Consider the following 14,164-nt stretch of genomic DNA (forward strand, 5'->3'; position numbering starts at 1 on the left):
TGGACGCTCACAGCGCTTCAGGCCGTGTTCCGACCAAGGGTCGCGCGTTGTCCCTCGACGTGTCCTGGGTCCTGTCACCGCTCCTGGCACTGCCCGGAGTCACGCGAGGTGTGGTGCTGAGCCGTGACGGGCTGATCCTCGGCGGCTCGGCCGATGTGACGACCGAGAACGGCGAGCGCGCCGCCGCCATGACGAGCTCCGTCCTGGGGGCCGCCCGCGCCCTGTGCGAGGGCCTCAGCGGCGGCACCGACGACGGGGTGGAGGACATCGTCATCTCCGCCGGCAGCGGCTACTACTACATCGCCCCGGCCGGCGACCGCGCCGCCATCGTGGTAGCCGCCACCGGAGCGGTCAACATCGGGGCGCTGGCCTATGAGGTGCAACTGCAGGTGCAGAAGCTGATCAAGGCTCTCGACGAAGCCAGCGCGGCCAGGGTGCCGGGCGTCCGGACGTGACCTCCGGACGGCAAAGGCGGCGGGTCGTCCCGGACTACATGGCCGCCGCGAGGCTGACCGTGCCCGAACACATCGATGTCGAGCGCACGACCCTGGTCTACATCGCACCCGACGCCGCCACCAACGGGCTGGACCCGCCCGGGTCGCATCTGCTGGCCCTGCTGGAGGACGGGCCGTTGTCGGTGTACGAGTGCGCCGCGCACCTCGGCCTCCCGTACTGCGTGGTGCGGTTGCTGGTCGCCGGACTGGTAGGCAGCGGAACGCTGCTGACCCGCAATCCGCCGGTGGCCACCAGCCTGCCGGACATCGAGATCTTGGAGTTGGTACTCAGTGGCCTCCGCGCTCTCTGACAGCCGTGTCAGTGCCGAGCACATCCCGGTCAAGCTGGTCATCGCAGGGCCGTTCGGCGTGGGCAAGACGACCATCGTCAGTGCGCTCTCGGAGATCAAGCCCCTCAACACGGAGGAGGTGCTCACCCAGGCGGGCACGCTGGTCGACGACCTCACCGGCGTGAACGAGAAGACCACCACGACCACCGCGATCGACTTCGGGCGCCTCACCCTGCCGGGGGCCGTGCTGTACCTGTTCGGGGCGCCGGGACAGACCCGCTTCCAGGTCCTGTGGGACGAGCTGGTACGCGGCGCACTGGGGGTCCTGGTGCTGGCCGACACCCGCCGCATCGACGAGAGCTTCGCCGTCCTCGACCTGGTGGAGAACGCCGGCATCCGTTACGCGGTGGCCGTCAACCACTTCCCCGACTCGCCGGACTACCCGCTGGAGTCCGTGCGTAAGGCGCTCGACCTGGACCCGCGCACGCCGCTGATGGTGTGCGACGCCCGCGACCCCGCCTCCGCCCGTGCCTCGCTGATCGCACTGGTGGAGCACGTCAGAGAGCTGGTGTTGTCATGACCCTGCGCTACATGCCCGACGCCGGGCGCCTGTACGGGCCCGAGTACGCCAGAGACCCGCAGGCGATCTACGCGCAGCTGCGCGTGCGGCACGGCGCGGTCGCGCCCGTGGAGATAGCCCCGAGCATCGAGGCCCACCTGGTGATCGGCTACCGGGCCGCCCTGGACGTGCTCACCAACGTCGGCGGCGTCTGGAGCAAGAACTCCAGTGCCTGGCAGGCGCGGCTCCCCGACACCCCGGAGGCCGCGGGGGCGATCGCCATGCTCGGCCGCCGGCCGAACGCGCTGTTCTCCGACGGCGCCGAGCACGCCCGCTACCGGAAGGTGATCTCCGACTGCTTCGAGCAGATCCAGCCGCACAAGCTGCGCCAGATGGTGAGCGAGGTGTCGGACTCGCTCATCAGCCAGTTCGCCGCGAAGGGCGAGGCCGACCTGGTCGCCGAATTCGCCCGGCTCATCCCGGTCCGCATCTTCAACCGGCTCTTCGGGCGGCCCGACGCGGACAGCGCCGGCCTGACCCAGGCCCTGTCGGACATGATGGAGGCCGACGGCGAGACGGGCGCGCGGGGCAGCGAGGCGTTCAGCCGCTACATCGGCGAGCTGATCCAGACCAAGCACGCCCAGCGGGGCGACGACCTGACCTCCTGGCTCATCGACCATCCGGCCGCGCTGCAGCCCGACGAGCTGGGGGAGACCCTCGTGCTGGTGGTGGCCGCCGCCTACGAGCCCACGGCCAACCTGATCTCCAACACGATCTCCCGGATGGTCAGCGACGACCGCTACTTCAGCTCGCTCACCAACGGCGCGCTCAGCACGTACGACGCCCTCATGGAGGCCCTGCGCGCCGAGCCGGCGATGTCGAACTACGGCCCGTACTTCGTGCGCCAGCCCGTGCACTTCCACGGCACCTGGATCCAGCCGGCCGAGCTGGTCCTCGTCTCCTACGCCGCGGCCAACACCGAGCCCACCAACGTGCCTGAGGAGCTGCGTTCCGACGGTGGCGCGTACCTGGGCTTCGGCGCCGGGGCGCACCGCTGCCCGGCCAGCGATCCTGCCGTGCTCATCGCCATGACCGCGATCGAACGCCTGACCTCCCACCTGTGCGACCTCGAACTGACCGTGCCCCGCGCGGAGCTGCCGTGGCGGCCCGGCCCGTTCCATCGCGCGCTGGCGCACCTGCCGGTGAGCTTCACCCCGATCCGCCCCGACCAACCAGGAGATTCTCCGTGGGCAATGCAGCCCCTGTCGTCCTCGACCCCTTCGGCACCGACCTCTCCGGCGAGGTCCGCCGACTACGTGACCTCGGCCCCCTGGTCCTCGTAGAGCTCACCGGAGGCATCCCGGCCTGGGCGGTCACCCGGCACGACCTGCTCAAGCAGCTGATCCTTGATCCGCTGGTGAGCAAGGACAAGCGGCACTGGCGGCTGCTGCCCCAGGCGCTCTCCGAGCCCGGCTGGAGGTGGATCATGACCTGGATCGGCGTGTCGAACATGCTCAGCGCCTATGGCGAGGAGCACAGGCGGCTGCGCAAGCTGATCGCCCCGAGCTTCACCGCGCGCCGTACCAAGGCCATGCAGCCCATCGTCGAGGGCATCGTGGCGGAGCTGCTGGACGCCATGGCCGCGCAGCCGCCGGGCCGCCCCGTCGACCTCCGCAGCGCCTACGCCCACCCGCTGCCGATGCGGGTGATCTGTGAGCTGTTCGGCGTCCCCGCGCACATGCGGGAGGAGATGGCCCAGGTCATGGAGGCCATCATGGACACCACCGCCACGCCGGAGCAGGCGGAGGCCACGGCCGTCCAGATCGGCACCGTGCTCCCCGGCCTGGTCGCCTACAAACGGGAGCACCCGGGCGACGACCTGACCACCGAGCTGATCAACGTTCGCGACAGCGGCGACTCGCTCAGCGACGACGAGTTGCGCGACACCCTGCTGCTCCTCATCGCGGCCGGGCACGAGACCACCGTCAACCTGATCGGCAACGCGGTGCACGCCCTGCTCACCCATCCGGACCACCTGGAGCGGGTCCTGTCGGGAGAGATCTCCTGGGACGCGGTGATCGAGGAGACGCTGCGCTGGTCGCCGTCGATCGCCAACCTGCCGCTGCGGTTCGCCATCGAGCCGATCGAGATCGGCGGGGTACGGATCGAGGCGGGCGACGCGATCATCACCAGCTACATGGCGGCCGGGCACGACCCCGACCAGCACGGCCCGCAGGCCGACCGGTTCGACCCGACCAAGGAACACGGTGAGCACCTGGCGTTCGGCATCGGCGTGCACCGCTGCATCGGGGCGCCGCTCGCCCACCAGGAGGCGCTCGCCGCCCTGCCCGCGCTGTTCGCCCGGTTCCCGGACCTCCGGCTGGCCGTGAACGAGAGCGAGGTGCCCCACGTCCCGTCCTTCATCGCGCACGGCTGGGGCAGCCTGCCGCTCCTGCTGGGCCGCTGACCCGCGCGGAGGCAGGGGCCGGCCTGCCCCTGCCTCCATCGGCTGCTCGCGGTTACACTGTGTAACTCGATTTTCTCCTGCGCCGACACTCTGGAGATAGGAGGATGGGGGCGAAAAAGGAATACTCGGGAGCATGTCGGAGCTTCTCGCGCGCCATCGGGCAGTGATGCCTGCCTGGCTGGCGCTCAACTACACCGAGCCCATCGAGATCGTCAGCGGCAAGGGCAACCGCGTCATCGACGGCGACGGCAAGAGCTATCTCGACTTCTTCGCCGGCATCCTGACCAACATGATCGGGTACGACGTGCCCGAAGTGCGCGAAGCCGTCGAACGCCAGCTCGCCACGGGTGTGGTGCACACCAGCACCGCCTACCTGCTGCGCGGCCAGGTCGAGCTGGCCGAGAAGATCGCGCGGCTCTCCGGCATCCCCGACGCCAAGGTCTTCTTCACCAACTCCGGCACCGAGGCCAACGAGACCGCCCTGCTGCTGGCCACGTACGCGCGCAAGAGCGACCAGGTGTTCGCGATGCGGCAGAGCTACCACGGGCGCAGCTTCGGCGCGATCAGCGTCACCGCCAACCGGGCGTGGAAGAACAACTCGCTCTCCCCGCTCAACGTGCACTTCCTGCACGGCACCGACCGGCACCTCACCCAGTTCGCGGGCCTGTCGGACGCCGACTACGTCAAGGCGTGCGTCGACGACCTGCGCCACGTGCTGGCCACCTCCGTCTCCAACGACGTGGCCGCGCTGATCGCCGAGCCGATCCAGGGCGTGGGCGGGTTCACGATGGCCCCGGACGGGCTGTTCGCCGCGTACAAGGAGGTGCTCGACGAGCAGGGCATCCTGTTCATCTCTGACGAGGTGCAGACCGGCTGGGGCCGCACCGGCAGCGCGTTCTTCGGCATCCAGAACCACGGCGTCACCCCCGACATGCTCACGTTCGCCAAGGGGCTGGGCAACGGCTTCGCCGTCGGCGGCGTCGTGGCGCGCGGCGACCTGATGGACGCCCCGCACGCGGTGGGCCTGTCGACGTTCGGCGGCAACCCGATCTCCATGGCCGCCGCCAACGCCACCCTCGACTTCGTGCTCGACCACGACCTGCAGGCCAACGCGGCGCGTACCGGCGCCATCATCATCAAGGGGCTCAAGGAGGCGGCCGAGCGGCTGCCCGTGGTCAAGGAGGTGCGGGGCAAGGGCCTGATGTTCGCCGTCGAGCTCGAAAGCCCCGCGCAGGCGTCGCGCTTCATGGAGGAGACCAAGAAGGCGGGCCTGCTGGCGGGCAAGGGCGGTTTGTACGGCAACGCCATCCGCATGGCGCCGCCCCTCACCCTCATGGTGGACGAGGCCGTCGAGGGGCTCGGCATCATCGTCACCGCACTGGAAACCATCAACGCAGAGGCAGCAGCTCAGTGAAGTCGGTCAAGCACTGGATCAACGGGGCGCTCGCGGACGGCGACGACCGTGCCGCCGAGCTCTTCGACCCCGCCACCGGCGAGGTCAGCGGGCACGTGGCGCTGGCGTCGGCGGCCGATGTGGACGCGGCCGTGGCGGCCGCCACGGCCGCGTTCCCCGCCTGGCGGGACGCGTCCCTGATGAAGCGGTCGCAGGTGTTGTTCCGCTTCCGCGAGCTCATGTACGCCCACCGCGACGAGCTGGCGGCGCTGATCTCGTCCGAGCACGGCAAGGTGCACTCCGACGCGCTCGGCGAGGTGGCGAGGGGCCTGGAGGTCGTGGAGTTCGCCTGCGGCATCCCGCACCTGCTCAAGGGCGGCTTCTCCGAGGGCGTCTCGACCCGGGTCGACTCCTACTCCATCCGCCAGCCGCTGGGCGTGGTGGCCGGGATCACGCCGTTCAACTTCCCCGCCATGGTGCCGATGTGGATGTACCCGATCGCGATCGCGTGCGGGAACACGTTCGTGCTCAAACCGTCGGAGAAGGACCCTTCGGCGTCGCTGCTGATGGCCCGGCTCTGGCAGGAGGCGGGGCTGCCCGACGGCGCGTTCAACGTCGTGCAGGGCGACAAGGTCGCCGTGGACCGGCTGCTCGAACATCCGGACGTGCGGGGCGTCTCCTTCGTCGGCTCCACTCCGATCGCGCGCTACGTCTACGAGACGGGCACCGCGCACGGCAAGCGGGTGCAGGCGCTCGGCGGCGCCAAGAACCACATGCTCGTGCTCCCCGACGCCGACCTCGACCTGGTGGCCGACTCGGCGGTGTCGGCCGGGTTCGGCTCGGCGGGGGAGCGCTGCATGGCGATCTCGGTCGTGCTGGCGGTCGACCCCGTCGGCGACGAGCTGGTGGAGAAGATCGTCGAACGGGTCGGCCGGCTGGTGATCGGCCCGGGCGACGACCCGAAGTCGCAGATGGGGCCGCTGGTCACGGAGGCGCACCGCGACAAGGTCGCCTCCTACCTCGACCTGGGCGTCGAGGAGGGCGCGAAGCTGGTCGTCGACGGCCGCGAGACGGCGGTGCTCGGCGGCGGCAGGGCCGCTGAGACGCCCGGCTTCTGGCTCGGCCCGACGGTGCTCGACCACGTGCCTCCGGGCTCGCGTACGCACCAGGACGAGATCTTCGGCCCGGTGTTGTCGATCGTGCGCGTCGGCTCGTACGAGGAGGGCCTGGAGCTGATCAACGGCGGCGAGTACGGCAACGGCACCGCGATCTTCACCAACGACGGCGGCGCCGCCCGGCGTTTCCAGAACGAGGTCGAGGTCGGCATGGTCGGCATCAACGTGCCCATCCCGGTGCCGATGGCCTTCTACAGTTTCGGCGGCTGGAAGTCCTCGCTGTTCGGCGACACGCACGTGCACGGCACCGAGGGCGTGCACTTCTACACCCGCGGCAAGGTCGTCACGTCCCGCTGGCTCGACCCGTCGCACGGCGGCGTGAACCTGGGCTTCCCCACGAACCGGTAACCCGCGATTCCGGACGGGAGGGATGCGCGTCCCTCCCGTCCCGCTCCCCGGTAAGCTCCCAGCAGACGGACAAGGGGGGACATCGTGGATCGTCGTCGCACTTATGCCCTGGCGATCGCCGCATCGGCGCTGGCCGTCGGCATGGGAGCGGCGAGGCCCACACCGGCGCCGAGCCCGTCGGCGAGCCCGACCGCCAGCCCCACCGCCAGCCCGACGGCGACGCAGAGCGACGGCACGCTGCAGATCCTCACCTACCGGGGTTACGCCGAATACGGCGGCACCAGCCCCAAGGTCAACTGGACGGGCGCGTTCGAGAAGGAGACCGGCTGCCGGATCGCCAAGCTCGACACCGTGCAGACCTCCGAGGAGATGGCCGAGAAGGTCACCCAGCGGCCCTACGACGTGATCTCCGCCGGGCCGGTGCTGGCGGCCGACCTGATCGCGAAGAAGCAGGTGCAGGCCGTCGACCCGGCCAAGGTCGCCGGCTACGACGACATCGACGAGCGCTTCCGCGACATGTCCACCGTGTCGGGCAAGGTCTACGGCGTGCCCTACCTGTGGGGATACCACGAGTTCATCTACGACTCGGGCCGGGTCGAGGGCGGCGACCTCGGGCAGGTGTTCGCCTCCGAGCGGGTCGCGCTCAGGGACACCCCGCTGACGATCGCCGACGCGGCCATGGCCGGCGGCTCCTCGGACGAGCCGTACGAGCTGACCGAGAAGCAGCTCGACGAGACGATGACGATGCTGGAACGCAACAAGGACCGCGTCTACTGGCGTAACCCGATCGACCTGGTCAAGGGGTTCGCCACCGGGTCCCTCGACTACGCCCAGGCCACCCCCTACTACCGGATGTTGCTGCAGAAGGCGGGAAAGCCGATCAAGGCCGTGCACACCCGCGAGACCACCGGATGGGTCGATTCCTGGATGCTCGGCGCGAACGTGCCCGACACCACCTGCGCCTACCGGTGGCTCAACTGGGTGACCGCGCCCGACGCGCAGCGCGACGCCGCCGCGTGGGTGGGGCTGGCGCCGGCCAACGACAAGGCGTGCAAGGGGCGGGCCAGGCAGATGTGCGAGGCGTACGGCGCCGGCGAGGACAAGAAGCTCGACCACATCGCCTTCGCGGTACGGCCGCCCGCTTGCGGGGAATGTACGGACTATGACGCCTGGACCGAACGGTGGCGCGAGCTCGCCGAGTGAGGAGCGCAGCCACCGGACCTGACGTGCTGTGCCGCGGGCGCGCCCCCTCCCCCCGCTGGGCGTGACCTGCAGAGACGCCCTGGGCCTTCCCCCTCTGTCCCGGGGCGTCTCGCTGCCCGGCGAGAGTTCAGCGGGACGGGAAGGCCACGACGGTGGCCGCGGGAGCGGGCAGGAGCGCTTCGGCGCAGTCGCCGCAGGCCAGGACCGGAGCGTCGTCGGGCAGCCGGCCGACCCTCATGCGCGGCCGAGGCCAGCGTTTGTGACAGACGACGCAGGCGTCGCCGTCACGCTGGGCCCAGGTCAGTCCCTCAGGGTCGAACGTCACCATGCTCCGCGCCGCCGTTTTGGTGGAACCCCAGTTCATTACGCTTCCCGCAGCCATCGCCCATCCGTATACCGGAACCGTTATAACCCTGACCGTGGCTGTGATCGTCTAGCAGAGCGTCAAGTCAGGGTGATTTCTCTACCCGGTCGACGGCTGTTACACCAACAAATCGGGCATCCAACCACAAGCCGGATGCCCGATTCGGATGGGTTCGTTCTAAAGTTCGGCGATCGCCTTCTCCAGGATGCCGAGCCCTTCCTCGAGCAGGTGCTCGGGAATGACCAGCGGCGGCAGGAAGCGCAGCACGTTGCCGTACGTGCCCGCCGTGAGCACCAGCAGGCCCTCTGCGTGGCAGCGCCGGACGATCTCCTGGACGGCGGCCGGGTTCGGCTCCTTGGTGCCCGGCTCGACCAGCTCGATGGCGATCATCGCGCCTCGTCCGCGCACGTCGCCGATCACGTCGAAGCGCTCCTGGAGCGCCCTGAGCCGGGGCAGCATGATGTCGCCGATGCGGCGGGCCCTGGCGACCAGATCCTCCTCCTCGATGGTCTCCAGGACGCCCAGGGCGGCCTCGCAGGCGAGCGGGTTGCCGCCGTACGTGCCGCCGAGGCCGCCGGCGTGCACCTTGTCCATGATCTCCGCGCGCCCGGTCACGCCCGCCAGCGGCAGGCCGCCCGCGATGCCCTTGGCGGTGGTGATGATGTCGGGCACGATGCCCTCGTCCTCGCAGGCGAACAGCGTGCCGGTGCGCGCGAACCCGGTCTGCACCTCGTCGGCCACGAACAGGATGCCGTTGGCCTTGCAGAACTCCGCGATGCGCGGCAGGAAACCCCTGGCGGGAACGATGAAGCCGCCCTCGCCCGCGATCGGCTCGATCACCACGGCGGCCACGTTGCCCGGGCCGACCTGCTTGGTGATCATGTCGATGGCCTGCTCGGCGGCCTCCTCGGCGCAGTTGTCCGGCCCGGACGGCCAGCGGAACGGGTACGCCAGCGGCACCCGGTAGACCTCAGGCGCGAACGGGCCGAACCCCTCCTTGTACGGCATGTTCTTGGCCGTCAGCGTCATCGTGAGCAGCGTGCGGCCGTGGTAGCCGTGGTCGAACACCACGACGGCCGGTCTGCCTGTGGCGTGCCGGGCGATCTTGACGGCGTTCTCCACGGCCTCGGCGCCCGAGCTCACCAGCACGGTGCGCTTGTCATGGTCGCCGGGGGTCAGCTCGTTGAGCTTCTCGCACACCCGCACGTACGACTCGTACGGGGTGACCATGAAACAGGTGTGGGTGAAGTCGGCGACCTGCCGCTGCACGCGTTCGACGACCTTGGGCGCGGCGTTGCCCACGCTGGTCACGGCGATGCCTGAGCCGAAGTCGATCAGCGAGTTCCCGTCGGCGTCCTGGAGCACGCCGCCGCCCGCGCGGGTGACGAAGACCGGCAGCGTCGTGCCGATGCCGGGCGGGACTGCGGCCTGCTTGCGGGCCAGCAGCTCCTGCGACTTGGGGCCTGGGATCGCGGTCACGACGCGTCGCTCCTGGGGAATGCTCATGCTCCGACGCTACGGCGGCCTCTCACCTGCGCCGATATGTCGATATGTCAAACTGGAGGCGGTCGTATTCGCCAGAATGGACAAAAGCCACATGCCGCCTTCACTGCGGACCGTGGTGCGCCGCATGCGCCTCCGGCCCCTCGCCGGCACCACCACCCGCGCGTCCTCCGACCGTCCGGGGGCGGAGGCGCCGGGTGGTCGGGGCCGCCAGCCGGTGTCACGCCTTCGAGGCGACGGGCCCGTACAGGGGCATCCGGGTGACCGGCCCGTGCCGGGGGTTCCGGTGGGCGGGCGGTCCGGCGCGGGTGCGCTGGACGTGCCGGTGCGGTGGGTGGCGGTCAGCGAGCTCGCGGACCCGACTCCGTACTTGGAGGGTGGGGAACTGCTGCTCACGACGGGGATGCGGATGGCGGGCGACCTATCCGGATATGTCGCCCGACTGGTCGCTCGCGGCGTGGCCGGCCTCGGCTTCGGCGTCGGGGTCTCGCACGAGGAGGTGCCCGCCGCCCTGATCGCCGCCGCGGAGGAGCACGGGCTGCCCTTGCTGGAGGTGCCGCGCGAGACCCCGTTCATCGCCGTCGGCAAGGCCGTCAGCGAACTGCTGGCCGCCGAGCAGTACGAGGAGATCACCCGCGCCTTCGACGCCCAGGGACGGCTCACGCGGGCCGCGCTGCAACCGGAGGGCATGTACGCGGTCATCGACCGGCTCGCCAAGGAGGTCGGCGGCTGGGCCGCGCTGCTGGACGAGTCGGGCGAGGTGCGTCACGCCACGCGCGGTGCCAGGACGGGCGCGGTGACCGCCGAGCTCGGCCGCCTCCGGGGCGCCCGCCACCAGGACGCGTCCGCCGCCCTCCAGCCGCCCACCGGGTTTCCCGCCAGCCTGGCTCTGTCGGGGCCGGGCGAACACATCGTGGCGCAGCCGGTGGGCGGCGGGGTGCGGCCGCGCGGGTTCCTCGCCGTGGGGGCGGAAGAGGCGTACTCGCCCATCACCCACACGGTGATCAACGCGGCGGGCTCCCTGCTCACGCTGGCCATGGAGCAGGGCAGGTCCCAGCTGGAAGCCGAACGCCGGGTGCACGCCGCGGTGCTGCGGCTGCTGCTGGAGGGCGCCCGGGAGCAGGCGCGTGTGGTGCTGGAGCCGCTCGGCCGCCGGTTGCCCGAGGAGCCGCTGGCGGTGCTCGCGACGGGCCCCGAGGCTCTGGACGTGCTGGAGACGTACGCCTTCGCGGCCCTGCACGACGACACGGAGACGTGGGAGGGGGTGCGACAGTCAGGCGGGAGCCGCTCCCAGGCCCGGGCGGCACGCCCCCGGGCGAAGGGGCAGGTGGCCATCGCGCTGGTCGCGGCCGGCACCGTGGACAACCGGGCGGGAGGTCCGGCGGAGGACGCCGCGGTGCGCATGGCGGAGAGGGTGGCCCTTGAGGCGGACGCACCCGTGGGGGTCAGCCTGCCGTGTGGCGATGACCCTGTGGCCCTGCGAAGCGCGCTCGACCAGGCGAGACGAGCTCTTGAGGCAGCCGGGTCGAGCGCGGGAAAGGGCGGTGAAACGTCGGGATCCAGGGCGCTCGGCAGCGGCGGTGGGGGTGGTTCGAAGGCTGGGGAAGAGGGCCGGGGGCCGGGGAGGGAAGGGGGGCGGGTGGTGCGGTTCGCGGAGCTGGCCGGGCAGGGCGTGCTCGGGCTGCTCGACCAGGCGGACGCCCAGGCGTTCTCGGCCGCGCTGCTGGCTCCGCTCACCGGCTACGGCTCCCGGGCCGGCCTCGTCGAGTCCCTGCGCGCGTACCTGGAGAACAACGGCCACTGGGACGCGGCGGCGCAGCGGCTCGGCGTGCACCGGCACACGCTGCGCTACCGCATGAAACGCGTGGCCGAGCTGCTCGGCCGCGACCTCGACGATCCGGGCGTCCGCGCCGAGCTGTGGTTCGCGCTCGAAGCGGCCCGACGTTGAGTGTCGGCGGTGGAGCCCGGCCCGACGTTGAGTGTCGGCGGCGGGGCCGGGGAACCGGTCAGGCCTGCTTGTCGACCTGGTAGCAGCAGATGGTGGCCATGGTGACCGCCTCGAACGTGCGCCCGTCGCGCAGATGTCCGGCGCGCTCCAGGCTGATCGCCCCCTGGGCCGCCGCCCACAGCGCGTCCGCGATCTTGCGGGGCTGGGTCGGGATGAGGTAGCCGGCGGAGATGCAGTCGGCGATCACGCGGTCGAGGATGTTGAGTGCCGCACGGGCGAGGGTCCTCGCGCGCTCGCTCGGTTCGAAGCCGGGGATCGCCCGCTCGAACATCAGGCTGTAGTAGCCGGGCTCCGACAGGCACGCCTGACGGTAGGCGGGCCCGAGGGCGGTCAGGTGCTCGAACGGGCTGCGTCGCTGCGGCACCGACTCCAGGTAGCGGCGGAAGCGCTCGAACCCCTCCAGATAGAGCGCCTCCGCCAGGCCCTCCCGGTTGCCGAACATCGTGTAGATGACGGTCGTCGTGCACCCCGCCTCCGCGGCGATCCTGCGCATGGTGAGGCTGTCGGGGCCGTCGGTCTCGAGCAGGTTGACGGCCACGTCGAGGAGGTGGGAGCGGAGTTCGTCGTGGCTGGCGCGCTCTCCCTTGAGGTAAGCACCCTGGAGCCCCAGCGGCGCCGAGGTCATGAGACCTCCTCAGCGGCCAAGGAGCTATGTGTCCTTGTGACCTCACGGTGTTCGGTCACGGGGCCCACGCCTTTCTGATCGGGGGCCCACCACGCTGTAGACCCGCATCCGATGACTTAGCCAGAGCGACGATTGCTCAAACCACTCCGCACGGTAAACATCCCGAATTGGGTCTAGTTCCGTTACATCATGGGTATACAACAGAGCTTGTACTTAACGGTGGGGTCCCTCGAGAGTCTTGTGCACCATGGTGCAATCCCCGAACGTCCGCTTCGCATAACGTCTGAACTATGGACGTGCGTACCTTCTGGCTGGCCGGCCGCCCAGCGACCGGGGACTCCGAGCTCACTGTCACCAACCCCCACGACGGCCGCGAGGTCGGCAGGCATTCCGTGCCCACGGACGCGCAGGTCGAGGAGGCCATCGCCGCGGCGCACGCGGTCGCGGATCAGGCCGCCGCGCTGCCCGTGCACGTGCGGGCCGAGGCGCTGGCCCACGTCTCGCGGCGCATCGAGGAGCGGGCCGACGAGATCGCCCGCCTGATCACCGCCGAGAACGGCAAGCCGATCTTCTGGGCGCGCGGCGAGGTCACGAGGGCCGTCGCCACGTTCCGCTTCGCCGCCGAGGAGACCCGCCGCTGGTCCGGCGAGGCGCAGCGGCTCGACACCGAGCCGGCCGCGGCCGGGCGCCTGGCGTACGTGTCGCGGGTCCCGTACGGGCCCGTGCTGGCGATCACCCCGTTCAACTTCCCGCTGAACCTCGTCGCGCACAAGGTCGCCCCGGCCATCGCCGTCGGCGCCCCCGTCATCGTCAAGCCCGCGCCCGCCACGCCGCTGTCGTCGCTGCTGCTGGGCGAGATCCTGGCCGAGACCGACCTGCCCGCGGGCATGTTCTCGGTGCTGCCGGTGCCGAACGAGCGGGCCGCCGGCCTGGTGCAGGACGCGAGGCTGCCCGTGGTGTCGTTCACCGGCTCGGCGCCCGTCGGGTACGCCATCGCCGACCAGGTGCCGCGCAAGCACGTCACGCTGGAGCTGGGCGGCAACGCGGCGGCCGTCGTGCTGGCCGACGCCGACCTCGACTGGGCGGCGCGGCGCATCGCCCTCTACTCCAACTACCAGGGCGGCCAGAGCTGCATCGCCGTGCAGCGGGTGATCGTCGAGCAACCGGTCTACGACGCCTTCGTCGAGCGCCTGGTCCCGGCGGTCAAGGGGCTCGTCACCGGCGACCCCGCGGACGAGAAGACCCAGGTGGGCCCGCTCGTCTCCGAGGCCGCCGCCGAGCGCGTGGAGCAGTGGGTCGACGAGGCCGTCGCGGCCGGCGCCGAGGTGCTCGCGGGCGGCGTCCGCGAAGGGACGTCGTACGCCCCGACGGTGCTGGCCGGCGTGCCCCACGACGCCAAGGTGGCCCGCGAGGAGGTCTTCGGGCCCGTCATGATCCTCCAGCCCGCCGCCTCCGCCGACGAGGCCTACGCGATGGTCAACGACTCCGCGTACGGCCTGCAGGCCGGAGTGTTCACGCGGTCGCTGGACGCCGCCTTCCTGGCCAACAGGCAGCTGAAGGTGGGCGGCGTGATCGTCGGCGACGTGCCGTCGTACCGGGCCGACCAGATGCCGTACGGCGGGGTCAAGGACTCGGGCGTCGGACGTGAAGGGCTGCGCTCGGCGATGACGGACTACACGTACGAGAAGGTCATGGTGCTGACCGGGCTGCCGCTCTGAGGAGCCCGGGAAAAGGC

The 14,164-nt window shown here is 70.8% G+C and carries 13 protein-coding genes; 10 read left to right on the forward strand and 3 right to left on the reverse strand.

The features are described from left to right. Positions 1-47 precede the first annotated feature (47 nt). From ABGB01_RS00055 to ABGB01_RS00090, 8 genes are all read left to right on the forward strand, one after another. Positions 48-455: a roadblock/LC7 domain-containing protein gene (locus tag ABGB01_RS00055; RefSeq protein ID WP_347768920.1), complete on the forward strand. Its 408-nt coding sequence runs from the start codon at positions 48-50 to the stop codon at positions 453-455. Next, the gene (locus ABGB01_RS00060; RefSeq protein WP_347768922.1) at positions 452-805 is read left to right on the forward strand and encodes a DUF742 domain-containing protein; all 354 of its coding nucleotides are present in this window, start codon (positions 452-454) and stop codon (positions 803-805) included. Before ABGB01_RS00055 ends, ABGB01_RS00060 begins: the two co-directional genes overlap by 4 nt. Further along, positions 786-1,364 (forward strand): ATP/GTP-binding protein, encoded by a 579-nt coding sequence (locus tag ABGB01_RS00065; protein WP_347768924.1) that lies wholly within the window; start codon positions 786-788, stop codon positions 1,362-1,364. The genes ABGB01_RS00060 and ABGB01_RS00065 overlap by 20 nt, the downstream gene beginning before the upstream one ends. Then, positions 1,361-2,686, forward strand: a complete 1,326-nt coding sequence (locus tag ABGB01_RS00070) for a cytochrome P450 (RefSeq protein WP_347768926.1) — start codon at positions 1,361-1,363, stop codon at positions 2,684-2,686. Before ABGB01_RS00065 ends, ABGB01_RS00070 begins: the two co-directional genes overlap by 4 nt. Next, the gene (locus ABGB01_RS00075; protein WP_347768928.1) at positions 2,590-3,810 is read left to right on the forward strand and encodes a cytochrome P450; all 1,221 of its coding nucleotides are present in this window, start codon (positions 2,590-2,592) and stop codon (positions 3,808-3,810) included. The genes ABGB01_RS00070 and ABGB01_RS00075 overlap by 97 nt, the downstream gene beginning before the upstream one ends. 133 nt (positions 3,811-3,943) lie before the next feature. Then, complete coding sequence (locus ABGB01_RS00080; protein ID WP_347768930.1) at positions 3,944-5,224, forward strand: aminotransferase class III-fold pyridoxal phosphate-dependent enzyme; 1,281 nt, start codon at positions 3,944-3,946, stop codon at positions 5,222-5,224. Continuing rightward, a complete protein-coding gene (locus ABGB01_RS00085) occupies positions 5,221-6,726 on the forward strand; it encodes a CoA-acylating methylmalonate-semialdehyde dehydrogenase (RefSeq protein WP_347768932.1) in 1,506 nt (501 codons plus the stop codon). Before ABGB01_RS00080 ends, ABGB01_RS00085 begins: the two co-directional genes overlap by 4 nt. Positions 6,727-6,810: 84 nt before the next feature. Beyond that, positions 6,811-7,929 carry an extracellular solute-binding protein gene (locus tag ABGB01_RS00090; protein WP_347768934.1) on the forward strand — a complete coding sequence of 373 codons (1,119 nt, stop codon included), beginning with the start codon at positions 6,811-6,813 and terminating at the stop codon, positions 7,927-7,929. 127 nt (positions 7,930-8,056) lie between these two features. On the opposite strand, the gene ABGB01_RS00095 is transcribed toward ABGB01_RS00090, so the two are convergent. Together ABGB01_RS00095 and gabT are read right to left on the reverse strand one after the other, a co-directional pair. After that, complete coding sequence (locus ABGB01_RS00095; RefSeq protein ID WP_347641415.1) at positions 8,057-8,293, reverse strand: hypothetical protein; 237 nt, start codon at positions 8,291-8,293, stop codon at positions 8,057-8,059. Between the two features lie 177 nt (positions 8,294-8,470). Further along, positions 8,471-9,799 (reverse strand): 4-aminobutyrate--2-oxoglutarate transaminase, encoded by a 1,329-nt coding sequence (gene gabT, locus ABGB01_RS00100; protein WP_347768936.1) that lies wholly within the window; start codon positions 9,797-9,799, stop codon positions 8,471-8,473. A gap of 124 nt (positions 9,800-9,923) precedes the next feature. On the opposite strand from gabT, the gene ABGB01_RS00105 reads away from it, so the two are divergent. Next, positions 9,924-11,744 (forward strand): PucR family transcriptional regulator, encoded by a 1,821-nt coding sequence (locus ABGB01_RS00105; protein ID WP_347768938.1) that lies wholly within the window; start codon positions 9,924-9,926, stop codon positions 11,742-11,744. 58 nt (positions 11,745-11,802) lie between these two features. Here the strand turns inward: ABGB01_RS00105 and ABGB01_RS00110 are convergent, their stop codons facing one another. Next, positions 11,803-12,429: a TetR/AcrR family transcriptional regulator gene (locus ABGB01_RS00110; protein ID WP_132605232.1), complete on the reverse strand. Its 627-nt coding sequence runs from the start codon at positions 12,427-12,429 to the stop codon at positions 11,803-11,805. 290 nt (positions 12,430-12,719) lie between these two features. Between ABGB01_RS00110 and ABGB01_RS00115 the strand changes: the two genes are divergently transcribed. Continuing rightward, positions 12,720-14,147: an aldehyde dehydrogenase family protein gene (locus ABGB01_RS00115; RefSeq protein ID WP_347768940.1), complete on the forward strand. Its 1,428-nt coding sequence runs from the start codon at positions 12,720-12,722 to the stop codon at positions 14,145-14,147. The last annotated feature ends 17 nt before the right edge of the window (positions 14,148-14,164 follow it).

The sequence above is a fragment of the Nonomuraea sp. B5E05 genome (assembly GCF_039880665.1).
Lineage (GTDB): Bacteria > Actinomycetota > Actinomycetes > Streptosporangiales > Streptosporangiaceae > Nonomuraea.